Genomic DNA, 20,381 nt, shown 5'->3' on the forward strand with positions numbered 1-20,381 from the left:
GAAAGGAGGTGTGAAAAGGAGCGGCAGGGGGCCTGATCCGGCAGCCGAGAGGGGAGGGATCGGTGTGAGCAAATTGGCGGAGCTGTCAGAAGCATACCGTGAGGCGGCCGTCAGGCTGCGGTTGGCCATGGAGGACCGTCAGGTCCGGGCGGAGGCGGGGGACGCGGTGGCCCGGCGGGAGCTGGCCCTGCTGCGGCAGATGCTGGGGGAAATGCGAGACCTGCGGCAGCTGACCGAGGGATATTACACCCGGCCCCGAGACGGGCACTACACTACCTCCACCCTCCATGCCCCCCGGGTGGACGCCACCAAACGATGACCGGGGCGGCGGAGGTCCGGGTCCGGATCAAAGCGCTGCGGGAGGAGAAGGCCGCCCTCCAGGCCAGGCTGGCGGAGGGGGACCGGAGCGTGCGTCTGGAGCTGGCTCAGGTGGAGGAGGATCTGGTGGACTGCGCCCGGCGGCTGCGGGAGCTGATGCCCGGCCACAAGATCAGCCGGGGGACCACCTGGGCGGGGGTGGACGGCTGGCGGTGGGACCAGCTCCAGTACCAGACCTGGGCGGAGCTGGAGGGGGCCGAGGACCCGGAGGGCCCCACGGAGCACGACAAGATGCGCCTGGCTCTGGCGGGGGCCAGGAGCGGCCTCACCGCCGCCCAGGCGGCCTATCTGGACCAGACCGGCCAAAAGCGCCCGGCCCAGGTGGCCCGGGAGAACGGCAAGAATCGGTCCACCGTGTGCCGGACCCTGAAGCGGGGGCGGTCCCGGCTGGCCGCCGACGCCCAGGCCCTGTACCAGCTGCTGGGCTGCCGGGAGGGCGGGCCCCTGGTGGTGGACCTGGGGGAGCCGGAGGTGCTGAAAGCGGTGCTGGAGCGGCTCACCACCCGGCAGCAGACCTATCTCTACCTCTACTACGGGGAGTGGCTCAGTCTGCGGGAGATCGGGACCCTGCTGGGGGTGGACCACGCCTCGGTGCTGCGGTCCATCCGGTGCGGCCTGCGCCGCCTGGAGGGCCTGGCCCTGGGGGAACAGATCGAGGTGCGGGGGCTGGACAGCCTGGAGGAGCGGCTGATGGCCCACTTCAACGACCTGCCTCCGGCGGAGGAGCCCCGGGAGAAAAGGACCTATCAGAAGCGCAATGCCCCCGCCCGGATCACGCGGCCTGTGTCCCTGGTCCCCCGGCTGCTGCGGTTTTTCCGAGGGGACGCGGAGCGCTGCGTGGCCCTGGGGGAGGGGGTCTCCGCCCCTCAGGAGCCCCGGTGGGGCAGCGGAAAGCTGCTGGCCTGGCTGGAACAACAGGGGGCGGGCCGGCGGGAGAAGCATTCCCTGTTCCGGCGGCTGCTGTATCATCTATTTTCATGTATCAGGAGGGAGCTGTATGTTGACCATCATTGAGATCGAGGCCAGAGCGGACGGCGGCCACGGCCTGCAGAGCCAGAGCCACCGCACCGAGTGCTGGCTGGAGGGCTGGATCGCCGTGCCGGCGGAGCTGGAGCAGGCGGCCTGGGACTGCCGGGGGTACTGTACCCTGGACATCCAGGACGGGGTGCTGGTGGGGCTGACCCCCGGTGAGGTGCCGGAGCCCCCCGCCCCGGAGCCCACGGATACCGACGTGCTGAATACTTTGCTGGGGGTGAGCGTATGACCAGAATGCAGGCGGCGGAGCAGCTGCGGCGGGCCTTGCAGCTGTTTGCCAATACGTTGAGCGAGGAGCAGGCCCTGGAGGTAGCGGCGGTCTACCCGGCCTGGGAGGCGGGCAAAAGCTACGCCGTGGGGGATATCCTTTCCTACGGCACCAACCAGGTGGGGGACCCCCAGCTGTACAAGGTGGTGCAGGCCCACACCAGCCAGGCCGACTGGCTGCCCGGCCAGGGCACCGACAGCCTGTACGACGCCTTCGGGCTGAACCAGGCGGGCTATCCGGTGTGGAGCCAGCCCACCGGGGCCCATGACGCTTACAACAAGGGAGACATTGTGGACTACAACGGCACGCTGTACCGCTCCCTCATTGACGGGAATACCTGGGCCCCTGACGCCTACCCGGCTGGGTGGGAGGTGTACACTGCTTGATCTGGTTTGAAGACTGGAGCATCACCCACGATGGGGGAACTGTGGCGCGCCAGTATGATAACCTGACCCGGGAGCTGCGGGTAGCGGGGGACATTCCTCAGGGGTGGACCTGGGATCTGCTGGTCCAGGTGGGGAAGTACCTGGACGTGATCCGGCTGGAAGAGGGGGAGGACGGGCTGTATGTGGCTCTGACGGCGGATATGCTGGCCCTGTCGGGCTACTACGTGCTCCAGCTGCGGGGGACGCAGGGGGAAAAGACCCGGCACACCAATACGGTGCAGGCCTATATCAGTCCCAGCCTGTCCGGGGACGCCCAATGGCCGGAGCTGCCCAATGCGTTTTCCCAGGCAGAAAAGGAGATCCGGGCGCTGTATGAACACCCGCCCATCCCCGGGGAGGAGGGCGTGTGGCAGATCTGGGATGTGGAAGAGGAGCGGTATTTTGACTCGGAGTTGCCGCTGCCGGACGTGTCTATGGGACCGCCCGGCCCGCAGGGCGAACAAGGCCCGCCCGGCGAACAGGGTCCCCAGGGCATCCAGGGTGAGACCGGCCCCCAGGGTGAGCAGGGCCCGCCCGGCGAGCAAGGTCCTCAGGGCATCCAGGGCGAGACTGGCCCTCAGGGTCCCAAAGGCGATACCGGAGACCCTGGCCCCCAGGGCGAACAAGGTCCGCCCGGTGAGCAGGGCCCTCAGGGCATCCAGGGCGAGACTGGCCCTCAGGGTCCTAAAGGCGACACGGGAGAAACCGGCCCCCAAGGTCCCAAAGGCGAAACGGGGGACCCTGGCCCCCAGGGCGAACAAGGTCCGCCCGGTGAGCAGGGTCCTCAGGGCATCCAGGGCGAGACTGGCCCTCAGGGTCCCAAAGGCGATACCGGTGAAACCGGCCCCCAGGGCCCCAAGGGCGACACAGGCGAGACCGGCCCCCAGGGCCCCAAGGGTGACACGGGCGAGACCGGCCCCCAGGGTCCCAAGGGCGATACCGGTGAAACTGGCCCGCAAGGTCCTAAAGGTGATACCGGTGATACCGGCCCGCAAGGTCCCAAGGGCGACACAGGCGAGACCGGCCCCCAGGGTGAGCAGGGCCCGCCCGGTGACCAAGGCCCTCAGGGCATCCAGGGTGAGACCGGCCCTCAGGGTCCCAAGGGTGATACCGGTGATACCGGCCCCCAGGGCCCCAAGGGTGATACCGGTGATACCGGCCCCCAGGGCCCCAAGGGTGATACCGGTGATACCGGCCCCCAGGGCCCCAAGGGCGACACAGGCGAGACTGGCCCTCAGGGTCCCAAGGGCGACACAGGCGAGACTGGCCCTCAGGGTCCCAAGGGCGATACCGGTGAAACCGGCCCCCAGGGTGAGCAGGGCCCGCCCGGCGAGCAAGGTCCTCAGGGCATCCAGGGTGAGACCGGTCCCCAGGGCCCAAAGGGTGATACTGGTGATACCGGCCCCCAGGGTCCCAAGGGCGACACAGGCGAGACCGGACCCCAGGGTCTCAAGGGTGATACCGGTGATACCGGCCCCCAGGGTCCCAAGGGAGATACCGGTGATACCGGCCCCCAGGGTGAGCAGGGCCCGCCTGGTGAGCAAGGTCCTCAGGGCATCCAGGGTGAGACCGGCCCCCAGGGCCCCAAGGGCGATACGGGAGACTCCGGCCTGTCAGCCTATCAGGGAGCGGTAAATGCGGGATATCAGGGAACAGAGAGTACATTTTATGGGAATTTGGTGACAGCCGGCGGCTGTGTGCGCAAGACCGTGACCTTTACCAGCAGCCAATGGTCCGGCGGTAGCTTACAGATCCCTGCCTCCAGTCACGGTATGACCAGCGCTGCGTTCGGGTTTGTACTGCGGCATCAGGTATCCGGAACGCTGAAGACCGGCACCTGGGCCACGGTGGGTACCAGTGTGTCCTATCAGGCATCCACCGGGAACGTGGTGCTCACCAGTGATACCCCCTATGACGGCTCCATTACATTCTTTTCGTAGCAGGAGGGAAAGGCAATGTCCAACAGTACTTTGATTTCCTACACCAAGCTGTCTCCCAACAAGAACAGCCCCAGGAACCACAAGATCGACACCATCACCATCCACCACATGGCGGCGGTGAACGCCACCATCGAGGCCTGCGGGGCCGGGTTCGCCCAAAGCTCCCGGCAGGCCTCCGCCAACTACGGCATCGGCAGCGACGGGCGGATCGCCCTGTACGTGGACGAGGCCGACCGGTCCTGGGCCAGCTCCAACGGCGCCAACGACCACCGGGCGGTGACCATCGAGGTGGCCAACAGCGACGGCGAGCCCAACTGGCCTGTGTCTGAGAAAGCCTACACCGCCCTCATCGACCTGTGTACTGACATCTGCCGCCGCAACGGCATCTCCAAGCTGGTGTGGGCAACCTCCAAGAGCGACCGGGTGGACCACAGGAACGGGGCCAACATGACGGTGCACCAGGACTTTGCCGCCACCGCCTGCCCGGGGCCCTACCTGCTGGGCAAAATGGCCGACATCGCCGCCCAGGTCAACGCCAGGCTGTCCGTCAATGTGGAGCCCGCCTCGGAGTGGGCACAGGAAGCCTGGCAGAAGGCGGCCAACCTGGGGATCTTCGACGGAACCGACCCGCAAGGCCCCATGACCCGGGAGCAGGCCGCCCTGGTGCTGGACCGGCTGGGACTGCTGGAAGGGGGGAGCTGATATGGAGAACGTCAACGCCTTCAAGGCCGCTGTGGCCGCCCTTGGTGCCGCCCTCACCGCCCTGTGGGGGTGGTTTGGCTGGGTGGTGCTGGCCTGGATCGGGCTGATGGTCATCGACTACATCACCGGCTCCGCCGCCGCCCTCCGGGCGGGGAAATGGTCCAGCAAGACCGCCCGGGACGGCATCTGGCACAAGCTGGGCAGCGTGGTGGCCGTCATCGTCTCGGCCATCCTGGACGTGGTCATCGGCCACCTGCTGGCCAACATGCCGGCGGTGGAGCTGCCCTTCGCCTACTCGGTGCTCCTCTGCCCCCTGGTGGTCATGTGGTACATCCTCACCGAGGCCGGCTCCATCATCGAAAACGCAGGAGAGCTGGGGGCGCCTGTTCCGGACTGGCTGGCCAAAACGGTGGAGAGCCTGAGCCAGAAGGCGAATCAGGCGGGTCAGGGGAAATAGCAGAAGGAGACGACTCCATTTTCCTGCAATTAAGAGCTGATCCCGGAATGAAAAAACAAGGGATGGACAGGATAAAAAGAAGCCATCCACTGGACGGAACAGAAAAAATCTGATACACTGAAGCCACACTGAAGGGATGGAAGAATGTGTATGCGGATCGGGGGATGGCGGGGCTGTCCGGACCGGCCGGGATCATCCCTTGATAATCAGGCGGCATGACCGCCGGAAGGAGCGAAACATGAAACGAAAGATGCGGGGTCTGCTGCTGGCCATGAGCGTATTGTTGCTGTTGGGCATCACCGCCTGCGGCGGAGTCAAGACGGCCGAGGTGGATGTGGCTCAGGTGATGGAGGAGATGCGCGAGGCTCATCCCATCCAGGGGAGCCTCCAGCTCACCGATACAGATATGCTGAATTTCTATGGCATTGATACCGATACTTTGGAGTCCTATTCCGCAGAGATGGCCGCCGACGGTATCACCGCCAATGAGGTGGTGCTGGTCAAAGCCAAGGATGAGGAGAGCGCCAAGACGGTAGAGACCAAGCTGCAAAACCGGCTGGATGCCCGGCGCAATGAGTTTAAGAACTATCTGCCCGATCAGTATGCCGTGGTGGAGAAGAGCGAGGTAAAGCGGGATGGGGTATATGTCCGTCTCATCATGTCTCCCTACCAGGATGAGCTGGCGGAGTTGTACGACAGCCGCCTGAAGGGATGAATATCGTAAAAAAATGGGGCTGCGCCGCAGCCCCGTTTTTTCATATTCCATTCTGCCTGTGCTGTTTCTGATGGGCGTTGCGCAGACGCTCGTGGTCCTCCAGCAGGGCCTGGGCGGCCAGATCGAAGGCCTCCGCGTCCTCGTACCGGTTGACCAGCTCGCTTTCCTGAAGGTCGCTGTAGTCCTTTTCCTTGCCACGATAGACGAGCTTCAGCAAAATAGGAGTAAGGATGGTGGTAGCAATGACCATCAGTACCACCGGACCGAAGAAGACCTCCGGCATCAGGCCTGCGGCAATGCCGTTGTTGGCTACAATCAGGGCTACCTCGCCACGGGAGATCATGCCCACACCGATCCGTAGGGAATCCTGACCGTTATAGCCGCACAACTTCGAACCCAGGCCACAGCCGATGACTTTGGACACCACGGCCCACAGCACCAACAGGACAGAAAAGAGGATAATGGCGCCGCTCATCTCCGGCAGCACCACTTTCAGTCCGATGTTGGCAAAGAAGATAGGGGAGAGCAGGGTATAAGACAGAGTTTCAAACCGGTCCTGGAGGTAGGCGACCCGGGGGGTATTGGCAAAAATCAGACCGGCGATGTACGCACCGGTGATGTCGGCCACTCCGAAAAGCTCCTCGGCCAGGTAGGCATACATCAGGCAAAAGGCGAAAGAGAGTACCACGAACCGGCGTTTGTCCCGGTTGTATCGGGCAAACCACCACTCCACCGCCCGGTGGAGGACGATCCACATCACCACGCTGGTGGCAAAGAATACCACAATTTTCAGCAGAACCACCCAGAGATTGGTGCCGGTGCCAGATAGACTGGTGATGATGGTGAGGGCCACGATGCCCAGCACGTCGTCGATGATAGCGGCGCCCAGGATGGCGTTGCCCGAGCGGGTGGACAGCTTACCGATTTCCTTTAAAGTTTCCACGGTGATGCTCACCGAGGTGGCGGTAAGGATGACGCCAATGAACCAGTTCTGAAGCATGGTGTCAGGCCCCTGATTAAAGGCGGTGGCCAGGAAAAATCCGCCCACCAGGGGGATCAATACCCCGATCACAGCAATGATGAACGCGGATCGTCCCGCTTTTTTTAGTTCTCCCAGGTCGGTTTCCAGTCCGGCGTTGAACATCAGAACGATAACGCCCAGCTCAGCCAGCTGATCCATCAGGGTGGTCTCCTGAAGAATGCCCAGCATGGCGGGGCCCATGACCAACCCGGCCAGCAGAGCGCCTACTACTTGGGGCAGGGCAAACCGTTTTGTCAGTATACCCAGCACCTTGGTGCTCAGGAGGATCAGGGCGATCTCAAAGAGAAAATGGTGGGTCATAGGAACACTCCTTCCTGTACTATGGTTAAAATATACTATAAATGGTATTTCTGTTTGGTAAAAAAGTCAACAGTCAACTTGGCCAGAAATAAAATGTCCCAAGCCAACTTTTCTGACAAACAGATACGAAATAATGACAGCGTATCCCAAAAATGGAAACTCCCTGACTGCCGTCAATGCAGACGGGCTGTCAGGGAGCTGTTTGTGCGCCCAGGGGCGGATGGCTGGAGAATCGCCGCACCACTCGGGGCAGTTCGTCCTCCAGTAAAAAGGAAATGCGGGCGGCCAGCTGGTCCGGCGGTTCCTTCATATCGTCAGCCAGCCAACCCAGCATCAGGCCAGATACGGCATACATATAGAAGTCGATGAGAAATTCCATGTCCTTGTCAGTCAGCACCTGTTCTGAAGAGGCCTCCTTCAGAAGGGAGACGCAGAGGGCACGGGCCAGGGTAAAAAAGTGGCAGTCCAGGTGGTCACGGCCGTTGGAACGGAAAATATGGAAAATAATAATATGATTGTCCTTAATGTAGTGAAAGGCGGCAATCAAGGCGTCCTGCCACTGATCTGTGCCCTGGAGTGCCTGCTGGGTCTCATGCTCCAAAAACCAGTGGAGCAGATCGTAGATGTCCTGAAAGTGATAATAGAAAGTCTGACGGTTTACCTCGCAGTCCTCCACCAGCTCCTTCACCGTGATATCGTCCAGGAATTTTTTCTGCAGCAGCCGCTTCAGCGAAGTAGCCAGAGCCAGCTTGGTACTGGACGTCAATGGGTACGCCTCCCTTCTGCTCAAGGAAATGGGGGTTATTCCCGATTATTATACCACAAGGCCGTCATGAATTGCAATCCTGGCAAAAATGTGGTATGCTTTGACCCGTTACGACCCGTTACCAGGAAGAAAAAGGAGAGAGCAAAGATGACCATAAATTACCGGCCCAGAGGGGTGTGTTCTGCCCACATGCGAGTGGAGGTGGAGGACGGAGTGATTCAGTCTCTCCAGGTCCAGGGGGGGTGCAGTGGTAACCTCCAGGGGATTTCCCGCCTGGTGGAGGGAATGGAGGTGTCTGAGGCCATTCGGCGGCTGGAGGGCATCCGCTGCGGCTTCAAGTCCACCTCCTGCCCGGATCAGTTGGCCCAGGCGCTGAAGCAGTACAAACAGGACTGACAAACAAATAAATACCGGGGCGCGCCGTGTGGCGCGCCCCGGTATTTATTTGCCTGTCAGGGGATCACTGAATCAAGCTGCTGAGGTTGAGAAGGATTTGGGCAAATTCCGCCCGAGTGAGCACGTTATTGGGCATCTGCTGCCCCAGGTCGTTACCTACCATGATCCCGGCGTAGTAGCAGTAGGTCACACCCGCCAGATACTCGGCGGGTATGTCGGCGTAGTCAGGGGCATCTGCCAGACCGGTGCCGGTCTCTGGGGCAGGGAAGCCCAGGTAGGTGGCGGCGGTAGCAATGATGTGGGCGGTCTGGGCCCGGGTAACGGCCCTGTCCTCTCCGAACGTATCGCCCTCATACAGGCCCACAGAGGCGGCCCAGTTCACGCATTCGTCGTACCACTGCCCGGCGGTATCGGTCACGGTGTCAGTCCCCACCTCTGGCGTATCTGCCAGGTTGTACAGCACCTGATACAGGGTAGCCAGGCTGATCTCCTGGCTGGGGCTGAAATCAGAGCCGTTGGTGGTGCTCATGATGCCGCTGCGGATGGCGAAGCGGGCGGCGTCGCCATACCAAGAGGAAAAGTCAGCGTCGGCGTACAGGATGGTGATACGGCCCTGGCCGCAGGGGTCAGCGTAGGCTTCCCCAATGACGCCGCCCAACTCGTCCTTGATGTAGTTGATGAGGACCTCGTTGTCCACCATGACCTCATCCTGGAGGATGGTGATGTTCTTGGCGCCGAACATGGCGTAGCCATCGCCGCCGTCTTTGAGCATGTAATTGTGAGAGGCCAGGGAATAGGTGGCCTCGGGATCGATGGGGGCGTATGCTCCGGTCTCGCTGTCCAGCACCTGAACGTCGCTTACCCGGCGGTCGCCGGCCACCTGGACAAAGTTGCCAGCGTCATCCAGCTCCACAGAGGAGGGAATGGAGGTGTCAATGGTGTACTTCAGGCCGGACACCTGCAGGAAGCCGCCGTTCTCAGCGGTGCCCACGTACATGGAGCCCAGCTCCAGAGCGTCCAGGATCTGTTGGCCGGTGACCTCCACCAGGCAGGCCATGTTACCGAAGGGGTGGACGGCGATGATGTCGCCGTAGGTTACGTCTCCAGCGGCAATGTCAGCCCGGACGCCGCCGCCGTTGACCCAGCCGATATCAGCGCCCAGCATGATCCGGTAGGCATCGGCGCACAGGTCGCCCAGATTGGTCTCGGCGGAGCGGACCGCACGCTGGCCGGTGACGGGGTCGTTGACAGTGAGATCCACCTGGGAGGTAGCCACCACTTCCTCGGTTTTGGACTTGTACTGCTCCTGGATACTCTTGATAAAGGTATCGGCATCGGCGTAAGCCTGAGAGGTGGTGTCCACATCAGCCAGGGGCACCAGCTCGGTGGTCATGGTGCCGTCCTTCCCAATGACCAGCTTGCCAATGGATTCGGCTTTGGTGCCGGTCTGGCTTAGCAGGACCTGCTCCCCGTCGGCATTCTCCACCAGTTTGGAGGGCTCCACGGTATGGGAGTGACCGTCCAGCACCACGTCGATACCGGTGGTGTTGGCAATGACCTCGGTGGACATCCAGGGAGAGCTCTGGGCGTCCTCGCCCAGGTGGGCCATAGCTACCACATAGTCGGCCCCAGCTTCCCGGGCGGAGTCTACCGTGGCCTGTACCTGGTCGTACAGGTCCTGGCCCTCGTTACCCTGACAGAAGCTGTAGATGTACTCCCCGTCCTCGTTCTGGAAGTAAGCGGGGGCGGCCTTGGTCATGGTCTCCGGGGTGGAGATGCCCACATAGGCCACGTCCACGTCCCCGTAGGTGATCATTGTCCAGGCGTCCAGCACGGGCTGGCCCTCAGCGTCCAGGAAGTTGCAGCTCAGGTAAGAATAGTCTGCCTGATTGGCCACGATATCCAGGAAGGTATCCATGCCAAAGTCAAATTCGTGGTTGCCGGGGATGGCAAGATCATAGCCCACCTGATTCATAATGTCCACGATCCAGCCGCCCTCGGACAGGGCGCCCAGGGCGGCACCCTGAATAGCGTCGCCGTTATCTACCAGGGTTACATTGCTGACGCCGTAGCTCGCCTCCATCTCAGCCTTGTATGAGGCAATGGCGGCGTAGGCCGTGCCGTCATCGCTGGTGCAATGGACGTCGTTGGTGTACAGCACGACAATACCGTCATCTGCCGGCGTGGGCTCTTCTTCGACGGCCATGGCAGGGAGGCACAGGGTGCTGGCCATGGTCAGGGATAGGAACAGGGACAAGATTTTGCGCGTTTTTTTCTTCATGGCTCTTTCCACCTTTCCTATAATATGCCCCGGGTAAAGGGAACGGCATGGGGCATCTCTAATAGTACCAAACAGGCGGTTGGTGCGCAAGATGCTCCTGTGTAAAAGATGGATATAGCCTGGGAAAAGGGAAATATTAGGGAAAATCAGGTGAAGCTCTGGCGGTACTTATCAACAGGGCAGGGTGATCCAGGTAGGTGAGCCGGACAGATCGGTAAAAAGAGCTCCGGGCGGCGGGAAAAAGGTGAACAGCAAGGTGGCAAGTCCCAGAGCCAGCACCAGAAGGACCAGCAGTTCCTGAAAGGTCTGCCAGCAGGGCTGGCGCAGCAGATGAGGCAGCAGGAAAAAGAGTGCCGTCATGGCAAGATATAGGCAGATATCAAAGACCAGAGAATCTCCTGAAAGGAGGATGTGGTAGACATAGGCGATGGCCAGCATACCAGCGGCGGCGACCAGCAGGGCAAAGGCCCGCTGCCCCAGCAGATGGGGCTGTCGGCGGTGGAGAAAAAGCCCGGAAATGAGGCAGGGCCAATACAGCAGCTTGACATGTTCCCAAAGGCTTTCGTTCACCGGGGCGATCAGCGCGGTGAACACGCAGGGAAACAGCTGGTAGAGAAAGTGGAGGCCGGTGCCCACGGCGGCAGCCAGCACAAAAACCAACAGTTCTGTCCTGTTTTGGCGTGACATTGCCCACACTCCTTTGTTTTTGGTGGTAACAGGATATGCGAAGGACGAAAATTCAGACCTGGGAAATCCGACCTGCGCAGAAAAAGGGGGCAGGATGGGGTAAAAATGGGGGAATAGAATAGGAAAGCTACTGTTATTGGGCAGTGGGTGCGATGACCAATCCAATGGAGCGTTTGATTGCCAGGGTGAGGCCGGATCAGGTGGGCCATATTAAGGCCAGGCGCAAAAAATGCGTCTTGCTTTAGAAAGGAGCGTGAACACGGCCATGGCAAACGAGGAACCCAAGCTCAGGCCCTGGGTGGCGCTGCTGGCAGCGGCGGTACTGGTATGGTGGATGGCCAGCCTTCCGTCCGCCGGAGCGGCGGAGCAGGTGACAGAGGTGGTGCCCATCGGGCGGACGGTGGGCATCAAGCTGTTTTCCGACGGTGTGCTGGTTGTGGGTCTGGGCCAGGTCAGCGACGGCCAGGGCAGTTCCTCTCCGGCCAAGGACTGCGGTCTGAGAGAGGGGGACATCATCACTCACATCAATCAGGAAGAGGTGGACAGCATCGAGGAGGTCCAGGCGGTCCTCCAGCAGGCGGGAGACTCCGCCATGAGTATCCGAGCGGTGCGGGAGGATCAGCAGATCCAGTTCACCGCCAACGCGGTCAAGTGTGCCGACGACGGCCAGTATAAGCTGGGGGCCTGGATCCGGGACTCCATGGCGGGGATCGGGACTGTTACCTTCTGGGAGCCGGAGAGCGGCATGTTTGGGGCGCTGGGCCACGGCATCAACGATGTGGATACTGCCAGGCTCATGCCTCTCCAGGCTGGTTCCATCCTGTATGCCCAGGTGGCTGACGTGCAGAAGGGCGAGGCGGGAACGCCCGGACAGCTCCAGGGGACCTTCCAGGTGGAGCGGGATCTGGGTACCCTATGGGCCAACACCGGTGGTGGTGTGTTTGGCCAGATGGAGGATGACGCCCTTACCGCCGGACTGGAGCCAATGCCGGTGGCCAGCCGGAGCGAGGTAAAAACTGGGGCAGCCGTGGTGCGCACCAATGTGACGGGAGATCAGGTAGAGGACTATGAAATTGAGATCACCCGTATCTTTCCCGAAAAAGAGGGAGATACCCGCAATCTCATGCTGAAAGTTACCGATCCCAGGCTGCTGGAGACCACCGGCGGCATCGTTCAGGGTATGAGCGGCAGCCCCATCCTTCAGGACGGCAAAGTGGTGGGGGCGGTCACCCACGTTTTGGTCAACGATCCCACCCAGGGATATGGTATCCTGATGGAAACCATGCTGGACGTGGCGGGAAGTGTTTGAGTCTGAGCCTAAGCAGCCCATAGGTCCAGCGGGCCGGAGCATTTGCTCCGGCCCGCTGGACCTCCTTTCTTTGTGAAAAAATAAATTAGACGATATGTTAAAAAACTAACGGCATTTTCCAAAATAAAATTGTGCATATTTTACAATCAAACAAAAATAAAACATAAAATCATTATTTAAACTGCATAGTTTACTTTTTAGCCTTTTGACACTAAACTCGTAGTCAGAAAACAAAAACATGAAGGAGGTCACCCTTATGAGCATCTATGTGGTCACCGGCGGCTCCAGCGGCATCGGCGCCAAGACGGTGGAATTGCTGAAGGAATGCGGACACGAAACGGTAAACATCGACCTGAACGGTGGCGATATCAACGCCAACCTGGCCACCAAGGAGGGCCGTCAGGCCGCCATTGACGAGCTGCACCGACGCTATCCCGATGGGATTGACGCCATGATCTGCAACGCCGGAGTCAATCGAAACATTCCCCTCATCATTTCTCTGAACTATTTTGGAGCCACCCAGATGGCCATGGGTGTATTTGACCTGCTGAAAAAACGGGGTGGCAGCTGTGTGGTGGTGTCCTCCAATACCATTGCTCAGGGCGCCGCCCGAATGGATGTGGTGGGCATGCTGAACAACCAGGCGGATGAGGAGCGCATTCTGGCCCTGGTGAAGGATTACGACCGCAGGACTGCTCATACCTTTTATGCCGCTACCAAGTATGCCTTGGCCCGGTGGGCCAGACGGATGAGCGCCAGCTGGGGCGCTCAGGGCGTGCGGATCAACGCGGTAGCCCCCGGCAACGTCCGAACTGCCATGACCGACCAACTGGGTCCACAGGAGCGGGTAGCGGTGGACGCCCTGCCGGTACCCATCAACTACGGCAGCGGGGCGCTGATGGATCCCAACGATCTGGCTAACGCCATCGTATTCCTGGCAAGTCCCCAGGCACACGGTGTCAATGGTGTGGTACTTTTTGTGGACGGGGGAACTGACGCGCTGCTCAATTCGGAAAAGGTTTACTGAGAAGGAGGGACAGATTATGATCCAAAAACTGGTGCAAGCCCTTCAGGAGAAGGACTACAAAGCTATGGCCAGCTGCTTTGCGGAGGAGTGCCGCCTGTTTGACTACTGCCCTCTGCGTATCAAGAACGAGAACTATTACATCTATGGCCGCTGGGCTGTGGAGATGTTTTACCACAACAAATTTATTCTGGGCGGCCTGTCCTTCCTGGATCCCCGCATTCAGGATGAGCGCACCATCAATCTGTATATCAGCTACGGTGGGCAGGTCAACCATGCCCTGGCTACCATTGAGAGCTGGGAGCCTGAGAGCGGCCTGATCCGGGAACTGGTCATCCGACCGGCCTGATCTGCCACCGATCTGTTTAGTAAAAAAACCGCCGCGGAATAGCATTTCCGCGGCGGTTTCCTTATACAAAAAGTGCCCGGGATAAACATCCCGGGCACTCTTGTCGTGTTGATAAAAGAAGCTTACTTCAGCTCCACCTTGGCGCCGACTTCCTCCAGCTTCTTCTTGAGCTCCTCGGCCTCGTCCTTGGACACGCCCTCCTTGATGGCCTTGGCCCCATGCGGCATATGCTTCGCATAGGGCCACAGAGACGGCCATCACCAATCGGTGGCTGGGAGGCGAGGTGTTACCTGGTTGACTAGAACAAACGTTCTGGTATAACATACGGCTGGAGGTGAACCAAGTGGAAAACACAGTGGAAAACCTGGGGAAAGCCCGGGGAATGGTGGAAAACATCAGGGAATACGCCCAAATGCCGGAAATCCGCAGTTACGAGCGGGAGGCCATGGCCCAGGCCCTGGAGGCGGCCAGGAGCCTGCCGGAGCCGGAGCGGGCCAGGATCATGGAGGCCCTGGAGAAAGTGGCCCAGGCGGGCGCCAGGGCGGCCAGGCGGCGCCATACAAACGCAGACTACGAGGGCAGGCGCCGCAGGCTGGTGGGGGCGCAGATGCCCATCGGCATGGCGGACAGGGTGCGGCGGTGCGCCCAGGCCCAGGGCCTCAGCGTCTATGCCTTCGTCATGGAAGCCGTGGAGGCGGCCTGCAATGAAACGGATGTTCTACTCAATTTCCGGTAGCAGCTGAAGGAGGTGGTTGTGTCAGTTGGTTTCCTCAGTTGGTTAGTGGGCGGAAAAGCGCCCGGGTGGGGGGTCGAAAAGCGCCCGGGTGGAGGGCGGAAAAGTGCCCGGGTACCGATCCGGCGGGCGTACTGGCTGGCCCGCCGGATAGGGTGCCCTGGAGCGGGTCGAAGAGCCCCGGCCACCGGGCGTACCATTGCCCGGCGGCGGGAGAGGGGGAGGTGGGCGCCAGCGCCGTAATCGAAGCGTGGGTGCAAGCGGCCGCTCGACCCTCTCATTGTGTACCAGGCCCGTCAAGGGCAAGGCAAGCGGCCTTGCGGGGGACGGCCGCCCTTGACAGCCCTGGTGCGCCGCCAGGTGGCCCGAGCGGCCGGAAAGGAGGGCGCCACACATGATCAGCGCCAACATCAGCAACGAGACCAGGAAGGCGGTTTACCGCCGGGACGGATACCGGTGCGCCCTGTGCGACAGCACAAAGTACCTCCAGATCCATCACTGCATCAAGCGCAGCAAGGGGGGCACCAGCAGCCCGGAGAACCTGATCACCCTCTGCGCAGACTGCCACGCCCTGGCCCACGGCACCAACCTAAACGGCTGGGACGCCACTCAGAAGGACGTGGAGCAGGCGGTGGTGGAGTACCTGGCGGACTACTACGCCCCGGACTGGAACCCCTGGAGGAAGGGAGAGGAGCCATGGAGGGGGGAGCCGTAAGGACCCCCCTTCCCATATCCGGGGAGGGGGGAGGCCGCCGGGAACGATACGGGGGTTTAGTGGTGCCCGCCCCTCGTCGGGGGGTGGTTGTGTTCCGTGGTCTGCCCGTGGCCGCCCGGGGCGCCCCGGCCCGCCCGTCGGCCCGCCGCCGGTCCGGGTCTCGCCTTGCGGGGGTCGGCGGCCCCGGCTGCGGCGCCGCCCCGCCGTGCGTCCGGGCTGCGGGGGCCGGTGGGGCTGGCCCCCTTGGCCTATCGGCGGCCCCTCGGCCCCCCCTTTTCGTTCCCGGCTGCCAGGTGGTGTCGTGGCCTGGCGCCATATGCTGTGGCGGGGCGGTGATCGTTGCGCAATGGGTGGTGCCCGGTCGGGTGGGCGCCCCGGCGCCGGGGGGCCACGCTTCGCAGGCTCGCTATCCGCACCCCCCGGCCCGAGGCATCCCCCCGCCCCTCGGTGGGTTGGTGGTTCCGCCCGGGTAGGCGTGGTACTTTTTGCCAGAGCGGTGCCGCCGGGCGGGAGACGGAGGAACACAAGATAAGGCCCCCCGGCTTGCGCCGGAGGGCCTTATCTTGTGGTTTCGGTAGTTGGCAGGAGAACTTACTTCAGCTCCACCTTGGCGCCGACTTCCTCCAGCTTCTTCTTGAGCTCCTCGGCCTCGTCCTTGGACACGCCCTCCTTGATGGCCTTGGGGGCAGCCTCGACGGCAGCCTTAGCCTCAGCCAGGCCCAGGCCGGTGATCTCACGGACAGCCTTGATGACCTTGATCTTCTCGGCGCCGATCTCAGCCAGAACGACGTCGAACTCGGTCTTCTCCTCAGCGGCAGGAGCGGCAGCGCCACCAGCGGCGGGAGCGGCCATAGCGGCGGCGGAAACACCAAACTCCTCCTCCAGAGCGTGGACGAGCTCGGAGAGCTCCAGAACAGTCAGACCCTTAACCTCTTCAATGAGGGCAGTGATTTTCTCAGAAGCCATGATAGGTAACCTCCTAAATAAATTATGATTGATATAGAGTGATGCGGGGAATTACTCGGCGGCAGCTTCGGTGCTCTCCACAGAGCCGCCCTTCTGCTCGCAGATGGCCTTGATGACGATGGCCAGGCTGGTGATGGGAGCCAGCATGGTGCCCAGGACCTGAGCCTGCAGGACCTCCTTGGAGGGCAGCTCGGCCAGAGCCATGATCTCGTCCATGGACAGCACCTTGCCGTCCATGAAGCCGGCCTTGATGGTAAACTTGGCGCCGTTGAACTGCTTGGCGAACTTGTTGATCACCCGCATGGGAGCAATGGGGTCGCCGTGGGACAGGGCCAGAGAAGTGGTGCCGTTGAGCACGTCATCCATCTCATTCAGACCAACGTTGTTGATGGCAAAACGCACCAGGGTGTTCTTCACCACGGCGTAGTCCAGCTCGTTCTTGCGGCACTCGGCACGCAGAGCGGTGTCCTCGGCCACGGTGATGCCCTTGTAGTCCACAAGCACGCCGCTGGCGGCGGTCTGCAGCTTCTCGGTCAGCTCAGCCACGATGGCCTGCTTCTCGCTGAGAACCTTTGCGTTAGGCATTTGGATTCACCTCCGTTGAATTTGAGTTCAACTTTTCCGATGCAGTCACGCAACAAAAAAGCTGTTTCCGCATTCAAAGCAGCGAAAACAGCACAAACAATCACATTCCGTTGTGGCTGCATTCTCGGCAGGATTTACGGCTTGCGCCCCCTGCTGTCTTTGAACACGACAGATAGTATACCGTACAAGGTGAAAGTTGTCAAGTGTATTTCAAAGAAAATTGCTATTTTGAAAGAAATACCGTAAAATCAGGAAGAAAAAACATGCGGAGCAGGATATCCTGCTCCGCATGAACAGTTACATGAGCTTAGCGCCGTTGATCTTCACGCCGGGGCCCATGGTGGAAGCACAAACGCAGGAGCGAATGTACTGGCCCTTGGCGGCAGCGGGCTTGGCCTTGATGATGGCGCCGATCAGAGCGTTGAAGTTCTCGGTCAGCTTCTCAGCGCCGAAGGAGACCTTGCCGATGGGGCAGTGGATGATGTTGGTCTTGTCCAGACGATACTCCACCTTACCGGCTTTGATCTCGGTGACGGCCTTGGCCACGTCGGGGGTGACGGTGCCGGCCTTGGGGGAGGGCATCAGGCCCTTGGGGCCCAGAACCTTACCCAGACGGCCCACAACGCCCATCATGTCGGGAGAAGCGACCACCACGTCGTAGTCGAACCAGTTCTCCTTCTGGATCTTCTCCACCAGGTCCATCTCGCCCACGAAGTCGGCGCCGGCGGCGCGGGCGGCCTCGGCCTTGTCGCCCTTGGCGAAGACCAGCACCCGCTGGGTGCGGCCGGTGCCGTGGGGCAGGACGATGGCGCCGCGGACCTGCTGGTCAGCGTGACGGGAGTCGACGCCCAGCTTCACGTGGAGCTCCACGGTCTCGTCGAACTTGGCGGGAGCGGTCTTGACCACCAGCTCCATGGCCTCAGCGGTATCGTACAGAGCGGCCTTGTCGACCAGCTTGGCGCTCTCCTGATATTTCTTGCCTCTAAACATGCTCTATTCCCTCCTTCGCTCAGTCGCCCACCACGACGCCCATGGAGCGGGCGGTGCCGGCGATCATGCTCATGGCCGCCTCGACGCTGGCCGCGTTCAGGTCAGGCATCTTGGTCTCGGCGATCTTGCGCACATCTTCCTTGCTGATGGTGGCCACCTTGGTCTTGTTGGGCACACCGGAGCCGGACTCGATGTTGCAGGCCTTCTTGATGAGGACGGCGGCGGGGGGAGTTTTGGTGATGAAGGAGAAGGAACGGTCGGCGTAGACGGTGATCACCACGGGGATGATCAGGCCCACGTCGTTCTTGGTGCGCTCATTGAACTCCTTGGTGAAGGCGGCGATGTTGATGCCGTGCTGACCAAGGGCGGGACCCACAGGGGGGGCGGGAGTCGCCTTGCCCGCGGGGATCTGAAGTTTCACATAACCAGTAATTTTCTGTGCCATTTGAAACAGCACCTCCTACGATAAATGTGGTTGGAAGCGGAACTGCTTTGCAGTCCCTCCCACGTGCGGGGGAAAGGGGGCCGGGACCCGGAGCTTATTCCACTGGCTCGATCTCGTCCAGCTCCAGCTCCACGGGAGTCTCGCGGCCAAACATGGAGACCACCACACGGACCTTGCTGCGGTCCAGGTCGATCTCCTCCACGGTGCCCAGGAAGGACTCCAGAGCGCCGTTGATGATCTTGACGTTGTCGCCCACCTGGTAGTTGACCACCACCTCGCGCTTTTCCACGCCCAGGGCGGAGATCTCCTCGTCGGTGAGGGGGATGGGCTTGTTGCCCGAGCCTACGAACCCGGTGACGCCGCGCACGTTGCGCACCAGATGCCAGGTCTCATCGGTCAAAACCATCTTGACCAGAACGTAGCCGGGGAAAACCTTGCGCTCCACAGTCTTGGGGCCGTTGTCGGTGATCTCGGTGACGGTCTCCAGGGGAATGCTGACCTCGTGGATCAGCTCCCGCAGGCCGCGGTTTTCCACTGCCTTCTCGATGCTGGCGGCCACGGTGTTTTCATAGCCGGAATAGGTATGCACCACATACCATTTCGCGTTTTCAGCCATTTGCTACACCTTAACCCTTGCCAAACAGGTCCAACAGGGCGCGGATCACGGAGCCGGCGAGGGCGTCGAACACACAGATGCAGATCCCAACGACGATGCAGCAGAGGATGACGATCACGGTGTTGTTGATGGTCTGTTTCTTGGTGGGCCACTGGACCTTCTTCAGCTCGCTCTTGAGTTCCTTGAACCACTTGCCGATGCGGGCGAAGAAGCCGGGCTTCTTGTCGGCCTTGGCGGCGTCCTTCTTCTTGTCCGCTTTGGCGGGCTTGGTCTGCTCGAGCTTCTCGTTTTCAGACATTCCGTTCAACCCTTCTTTCTTCTGAGCCTAATGCAGCACTCATTACTTGGTCTCGTTGTGGACCGTGTGCTTTCTGCAGAAGGGGCAGTACTTCTTCAATTCCAGACGGTCGGGAGTATTCTTCTTGTTCTTGTTGGTGTTATAGTTCCGCTGCTTACACTCGGAGCAGCGCAGGGTGATCTTCACCCGGTTGCCGGCCTTCGCCATGTTCGGCACCTCCTTCAATGTTTGACCGTGAACAGCAAAAATGCTGGACACGGCCGCAGGCCGAATCCAGCAACGTACCGGCGCGTAAGCGCGCGTTTCATCGTCACGGTGGGGGATTCGGCACATTTGCCTCCCTATGTCTCGCGCGGAGGAAAGGGTTTCGCGCGTCATCACACCGTAAAAATGCGCACAAAAAAAGAGCCCTTTTTCATAGGTAATTGAACTATACCACAGGTGGCCGCCCAAGTCAAGAACTTTTCTCTTGTTTTTTGGGGGAAACTTCTGTATAGTGGACCGGAAGGAGGGATCTGCTTGCGTATCATGGCCATTGACTATGGCGACGCCCGGACAGGGGTGGCCATTTCCGACCCCACCGGCCTGCTGGCCGGATTCACCACTGTGATCCACAGCCGCAAGCCGGAGCAGGTGGCGGCCGAGCTGGCCCGGCTGGTGGAGGAGCACCAGGTGGAGGAGCTGGTGATGGGCTTTCCCCGGAACATGGACGGCACCGAGGGTCCCCGGGCCGAGCTGTACAAAGCCTTTGCCGCCCGGGTGGAGGAGGCCTGCGGCCTGCGTCCGGTGCTGTGGGACGAGCGGCGCACCACCGTGGAGGCACACAATATCCTCCACGCTTCGGGGAAGAAAATGAAAAACCATAAAAAAACTGTGGACGCGGTAGCCGCCACCCTGATCCTGGAGGGCTATCTGACCTTTAAAAGGGCCAGAAGCTGAGGCCGGAGCCGGAGGGGAAT

At 61.1% G+C, this 20,381-nt stretch carries 26 protein-coding genes, 1 pseudogene and 1 other annotated feature; of the genes and pseudogenes, 15 read left to right on the forward strand and 12 right to left on the reverse strand.

Going from position 1 to position 20,381, the window contains the following annotated elements:
- The first annotated feature begins 64 nt into the window (after positions 1–64).
- The 8 genes from H6B51_RS07500 to H6B51_RS07535 all read left to right on the forward strand — a co-directional run bounded on the left by H6B51_RS07500 (position 65) and on the right by H6B51_RS07535 (position 5,920).
- A complete protein-coding gene (locus H6B51_RS07500) occupies positions 65–319 on the forward strand; it encodes a hypothetical protein (RefSeq protein ID WP_204883095.1) in 255 nt (84 codons plus the stop codon).
- On the forward strand, positions 316–1,392 hold the full coding sequence (locus tag H6B51_RS07505; protein WP_204883096.1) for an RNA polymerase sigma factor sigma-70 region 4 domain-containing protein: 1,077 nt from the start codon (positions 316–318) through the stop codon (positions 1,390–1,392). Before H6B51_RS07500 ends, H6B51_RS07505 begins: the two co-directional genes overlap by 4 nt.
- Entirely contained in the window at positions 1,376–1,642 is a 267-nt protein-coding gene (locus H6B51_RS07510) for a toxin-antitoxin system toxin subunit (RefSeq protein ID WP_243421182.1), read from the forward strand. The genes H6B51_RS07505 and H6B51_RS07510 overlap by 17 nt, the downstream gene beginning before the upstream one ends.
- Positions 1,639–2,067, forward strand: coding sequence for a carbohydrate-binding protein (locus tag H6B51_RS07515; RefSeq protein ID WP_204883097.1), 429 nt, complete (start codon positions 1,639–1,641; stop codon positions 2,065–2,067). Before H6B51_RS07510 ends, H6B51_RS07515 begins: the two co-directional genes overlap by 4 nt.
- The gene (locus tag H6B51_RS07520) at positions 2,064–4,046 is read left to right on the forward strand and encodes a collagen-like domain-containing protein (RefSeq protein WP_243421186.1); all 1,983 of its coding nucleotides are present in this window, start codon (positions 2,064–2,066) and stop codon (positions 4,044–4,046) included. The genes H6B51_RS07515 and H6B51_RS07520 overlap by 4 nt, the downstream gene beginning before the upstream one ends.
- 15 nt (positions 4,047–4,061) lie before the next feature.
- The gene (locus tag H6B51_RS07525) at positions 4,062–4,748 is read left to right on the forward strand and encodes a peptidoglycan recognition protein family protein (protein WP_204883098.1); all 687 of its coding nucleotides are present in this window, start codon (positions 4,062–4,064) and stop codon (positions 4,746–4,748) included.
- Position 4,749: 1 nt separating this feature from the next.
- Positions 4,750–5,205 (forward strand): phage holin family protein, encoded by a 456-nt coding sequence (locus H6B51_RS07530; protein WP_204883099.1) that lies wholly within the window; start codon positions 4,750–4,752, stop codon positions 5,203–5,205.
- Positions 5,206–5,443: 238 nt separating this feature from the next.
- Positions 5,444–5,920 (forward strand): DUF4358 domain-containing protein, encoded by a 477-nt coding sequence (locus H6B51_RS07535; protein ID WP_204883100.1) that lies wholly within the window; start codon positions 5,444–5,446, stop codon positions 5,918–5,920.
- Positions 5,921–5,960: 40 nt separating this feature from the next.
- Here H6B51_RS07535 and H6B51_RS07540 read toward each other — a convergent pair whose 3' ends face one another.
- Entirely contained in the window at positions 5,961–7,262 is a 1,302-nt protein-coding gene (locus tag H6B51_RS07540; protein ID WP_204883101.1) for a cation:proton antiporter, read from the reverse strand.
- Between the two features lie 190 nt (positions 7,263–7,452).
- On the reverse strand, positions 7,453–8,028 hold the full coding sequence (locus H6B51_RS07545; protein WP_243421183.1) for a TetR/AcrR family transcriptional regulator: 576 nt from the start codon (positions 8,026–8,028) through the stop codon (positions 7,453–7,455).
- 66 nt (positions 8,029–8,094) lie between these two features.
- Here H6B51_RS07545 and H6B51_RS07550 point away from each other — a divergent pair, with 66 nt between their 5' ends.
- Complete coding sequence (locus H6B51_RS07550) at positions 8,095–8,424, forward strand: TIGR03905 family TSCPD domain-containing protein (RefSeq protein ID WP_470382112.1); 330 nt, start codon at positions 8,095–8,097, stop codon at positions 8,422–8,424.
- Between the two features lie 64 nt (positions 8,425–8,488).
- Here the strand turns inward: H6B51_RS07550 and H6B51_RS07555 are convergent, their stop codons facing one another.
- Positions 8,489–10,705, reverse strand: coding sequence for a bifunctional metallophosphatase/5'-nucleotidase (locus H6B51_RS07555; RefSeq protein ID WP_204883104.1), 2,217 nt, complete (start codon positions 10,703–10,705; stop codon positions 8,489–8,491).
- 171 nt (positions 10,706–10,876) lie between these two features.
- Positions 10,877–11,392 (reverse strand): DUF6512 family protein, encoded by a 516-nt coding sequence (locus H6B51_RS07560; RefSeq protein ID WP_204883105.1) that lies wholly within the window; start codon positions 11,390–11,392, stop codon positions 10,877–10,879.
- Positions 11,393–11,657: 265 nt separating this feature from the next.
- Here H6B51_RS07560 and spoIVB point away from each other — a divergent pair, with 265 nt between their 5' ends.
- The 3 genes from spoIVB to H6B51_RS07575 all read left to right on the forward strand — a co-directional run bounded on the left by spoIVB (position 11,658) and on the right by H6B51_RS07575 (position 14,074).
- Positions 11,658–12,701: a SpoIVB peptidase gene (gene spoIVB / locus H6B51_RS07565; RefSeq protein WP_204883106.1), complete on the forward strand. Its 1,044-nt coding sequence runs from the start codon at positions 11,658–11,660 to the stop codon at positions 12,699–12,701.
- A gap of 256 nt (positions 12,702–12,957) precedes the next feature.
- On the forward strand, positions 12,958–13,728 hold the full coding sequence (locus H6B51_RS07570; RefSeq protein WP_204883107.1) for an SDR family oxidoreductase: 771 nt from the start codon (positions 12,958–12,960) through the stop codon (positions 13,726–13,728).
- A 16-nt stretch (positions 13,729–13,744) separates the two neighbouring features.
- Positions 13,745–14,074 (forward strand): hypothetical protein, encoded by a 330-nt coding sequence (locus H6B51_RS07575; protein WP_207753878.1) that lies wholly within the window; start codon positions 13,745–13,747, stop codon positions 14,072–14,074.
- A gap of 122 nt (positions 14,075–14,196) precedes the next feature.
- Here the strand turns inward: H6B51_RS07575 and H6B51_RS07580 are convergent.
- Positions 14,197–14,310: pseudogene (locus tag H6B51_RS07580) on the reverse strand (ribosomal protein L7/L12); the annotation flags it as partial.
- A 107-nt stretch (positions 14,311–14,417) separates the two neighbouring features.
- Here H6B51_RS07580 and H6B51_RS07585 point away from each other — a divergent pair.
- Both H6B51_RS07585 and H6B51_RS07590 read left to right on the forward strand, forming a co-directional pair.
- Positions 14,418–14,810, forward strand: a complete 393-nt coding sequence (locus H6B51_RS07585; RefSeq protein ID WP_204883108.1) for a hypothetical protein — start codon at positions 14,418–14,420, stop codon at positions 14,808–14,810.
- A 391-nt stretch (positions 14,811–15,201) separates the two neighbouring features.
- Positions 15,202–15,522, forward strand: coding sequence for an HNH endonuclease (locus H6B51_RS07590; RefSeq protein WP_204883109.1), 321 nt, complete (start codon positions 15,202–15,204; stop codon positions 15,520–15,522).
- Between the two features lie 591 nt (positions 15,523–16,113).
- On the opposite strand, the gene rplL is transcribed toward H6B51_RS07590, so the two are convergent.
- The 7 genes from rplL to rpmG all read right to left on the reverse strand — a co-directional run bounded on the left by rplL (position 16,114) and on the right by rpmG (position 19,629).
- Positions 16,114–16,488 carry a 50S ribosomal protein L7/L12 gene (rplL, locus tag H6B51_RS07595; RefSeq protein ID WP_204883110.1) on the reverse strand — a complete coding sequence of 125 codons (375 nt, stop codon included), beginning with the start codon at positions 16,486–16,488 and terminating at the stop codon, positions 16,114–16,116.
- 51 nt (positions 16,489–16,539) lie between these two features.
- Positions 16,540–17,073, reverse strand: a complete 534-nt coding sequence (rplJ, locus tag H6B51_RS07600; RefSeq protein ID WP_204883111.1) for a 50S ribosomal protein L10 — start codon at positions 17,071–17,073, stop codon at positions 16,540–16,542.
- A 45-nt stretch (positions 17,074–17,118) separates the two neighbouring features.
- Positions 17,119–17,254: a sequence feature (ribosomal protein L10 leader region), on the reverse strand.
- A 116-nt stretch (positions 17,255–17,370) separates the two neighbouring features.
- On the reverse strand, positions 17,371–18,063 hold the full coding sequence (gene rplA / locus H6B51_RS07605) for a 50S ribosomal protein L1 (protein ID WP_204883112.1): 693 nt from the start codon (positions 18,061–18,063) through the stop codon (positions 17,371–17,373).
- A 19-nt stretch (positions 18,064–18,082) separates the two neighbouring features.
- Entirely contained in the window at positions 18,083–18,508 is a 426-nt protein-coding gene (gene rplK / locus H6B51_RS07610) for a 50S ribosomal protein L11 (protein ID WP_204883113.1), read from the reverse strand.
- Between the two features lie 94 nt (positions 18,509–18,602).
- Positions 18,603–19,124, reverse strand: coding sequence for a transcription termination/antitermination protein NusG (gene nusG, locus H6B51_RS07615; protein WP_204883114.1), 522 nt, complete (start codon positions 19,122–19,124; stop codon positions 18,603–18,605).
- 10 nt (positions 19,125–19,134) lie between these two features.
- Entirely contained in the window at positions 19,135–19,422 is a 288-nt protein-coding gene (gene secE / locus H6B51_RS07620; RefSeq protein ID WP_204883115.1) for a preprotein translocase subunit SecE, read from the reverse strand.
- A 42-nt stretch (positions 19,423–19,464) separates the two neighbouring features.
- On the reverse strand, positions 19,465–19,629 hold the full coding sequence (rpmG, locus tag H6B51_RS07625) for a 50S ribosomal protein L33 (RefSeq protein WP_087188137.1): 165 nt from the start codon (positions 19,627–19,629) through the stop codon (positions 19,465–19,467).
- Positions 19,630–19,941: 312 nt separating this feature from the next.
- On the opposite strand from rpmG, the gene ruvX reads away from it, so the two are divergent.
- A complete protein-coding gene (gene ruvX / locus H6B51_RS07630; RefSeq protein WP_204883116.1) occupies positions 19,942–20,361 on the forward strand; it encodes a Holliday junction resolvase RuvX in 420 nt (139 codons plus the stop codon).
- Positions 20,362–20,381 lie beyond the last annotated feature (20 nt).

The organism is Pseudoflavonifractor phocaeensis, from assembly GCF_016901955.1.
GTDB classification, from domain to species: Bacteria; Bacillota; Clostridia; order Oscillospirales; family Oscillospiraceae; genus Flavonifractor; species Flavonifractor phocaeensis_A.

What these genes read in the sequence shown, in the direction of transcription:
- H6B51_RS07510 (WP_243421182.1), top strand. Translation starts at nt 1,376, where the DNA reads ATGTTGACCATCATTGAGATCGAGGCCAGAGCGGACGGCGGCCACGGC.
- rplL (WP_204883110.1), bottom strand. Translation starts at nt 16,488, where the DNA reads ATGGCTTCTGAGAAAATCACTGCCCTCATTGAAGAGGTTAAGGGTCTG.
- nusG (WP_204883114.1), bottom strand. Translation starts at nt 19,124, where the DNA reads ATGGCTGAAAACGCGAAATGGTATGTGGTGCATACCTATTCCGGCTAT.
- spoIVB (WP_204883106.1), top strand. Translation starts at nt 11,658, where the DNA reads ATGGCAAACGAGGAACCCAAGCTCAGGCCCTGGGTGGCGCTGCTGGCA.
- H6B51_RS07530 (WP_204883099.1), top strand. Translation starts at nt 4,750, where the DNA reads ATGGAGAACGTCAACGCCTTCAAGGCCGCTGTGGCCGCCCTTGGTGCC.
- H6B51_RS07555 (WP_204883104.1), bottom strand. Translation starts at nt 10,705, where the DNA reads ATGAAGAAAAAAACGCGCAAAATCTTGTCCCTGTTCCTATCCCTGACC.
- H6B51_RS07575 (WP_207753878.1), top strand. Translation starts at nt 13,745, where the DNA reads ATGATCCAAAAACTGGTGCAAGCCCTTCAGGAGAAGGACTACAAAGCT.
- H6B51_RS07505 (WP_204883096.1), top strand. Translation starts at nt 316, where the DNA reads ATGACCGGGGCGGCGGAGGTCCGGGTCCGGATCAAAGCGCTGCGGGAG.
- rplK (WP_204883113.1), bottom strand. Translation starts at nt 18,508, where the DNA reads ATGGCACAGAAAATTACTGGTTATGTGAAACTTCAGATCCCCGCGGGC.
- H6B51_RS07550 (WP_470382112.1), top strand. Translation starts at nt 8,095, where the DNA reads ATGAATTGCAATCCTGGCAAAAATGTGGTATGCTTTGACCCGTTACGA.
- H6B51_RS07540 (WP_204883101.1), bottom strand. Translation starts at nt 7,262, where the DNA reads ATGACCCACCATTTTCTCTTTGAGATCGCCCTGATCCTCCTGAGCACC.
- rpmG (WP_087188137.1), bottom strand. Translation starts at nt 19,629, where the DNA reads ATGGCGAAGGCCGGCAACCGGGTGAAGATCACCCTGCGCTGCTCCGAG.
- rplJ (WP_204883111.1), bottom strand. Translation starts at nt 17,073, where the DNA reads ATGCCTAACGCAAAGGTTCTCAGCGAGAAGCAGGCCATCGTGGCTGAG.
- H6B51_RS07590 (WP_204883109.1), top strand. Translation starts at nt 15,202, where the DNA reads ATGATCAGCGCCAACATCAGCAACGAGACCAGGAAGGCGGTTTACCGC.
- H6B51_RS07515 (WP_204883097.1), top strand. Translation starts at nt 1,639, where the DNA reads ATGACCAGAATGCAGGCGGCGGAGCAGCTGCGGCGGGCCTTGCAGCTG.
- H6B51_RS07525 (WP_204883098.1), top strand. Translation starts at nt 4,062, where the DNA reads ATGTCCAACAGTACTTTGATTTCCTACACCAAGCTGTCTCCCAACAAG.
- H6B51_RS07560 (WP_204883105.1), bottom strand. Translation starts at nt 11,392, where the DNA reads ATGTCACGCCAAAACAGGACAGAACTGTTGGTTTTTGTGCTGGCTGCC.
- H6B51_RS07570 (WP_204883107.1), top strand. Translation starts at nt 12,958, where the DNA reads ATGAGCATCTATGTGGTCACCGGCGGCTCCAGCGGCATCGGCGCCAAG.
- H6B51_RS07535 (WP_204883100.1), top strand. Translation starts at nt 5,444, where the DNA reads ATGAAACGAAAGATGCGGGGTCTGCTGCTGGCCATGAGCGTATTGTTG.
- rplA (WP_204883112.1), bottom strand. Translation starts at nt 18,063, where the DNA reads ATGTTTAGAGGCAAGAAATATCAGGAGAGCGCCAAGCTGGTCGACAAG.
- secE (WP_204883115.1), bottom strand. Translation starts at nt 19,422, where the DNA reads ATGTCTGAAAACGAGAAGCTCGAGCAGACCAAGCCCGCCAAAGCGGAC.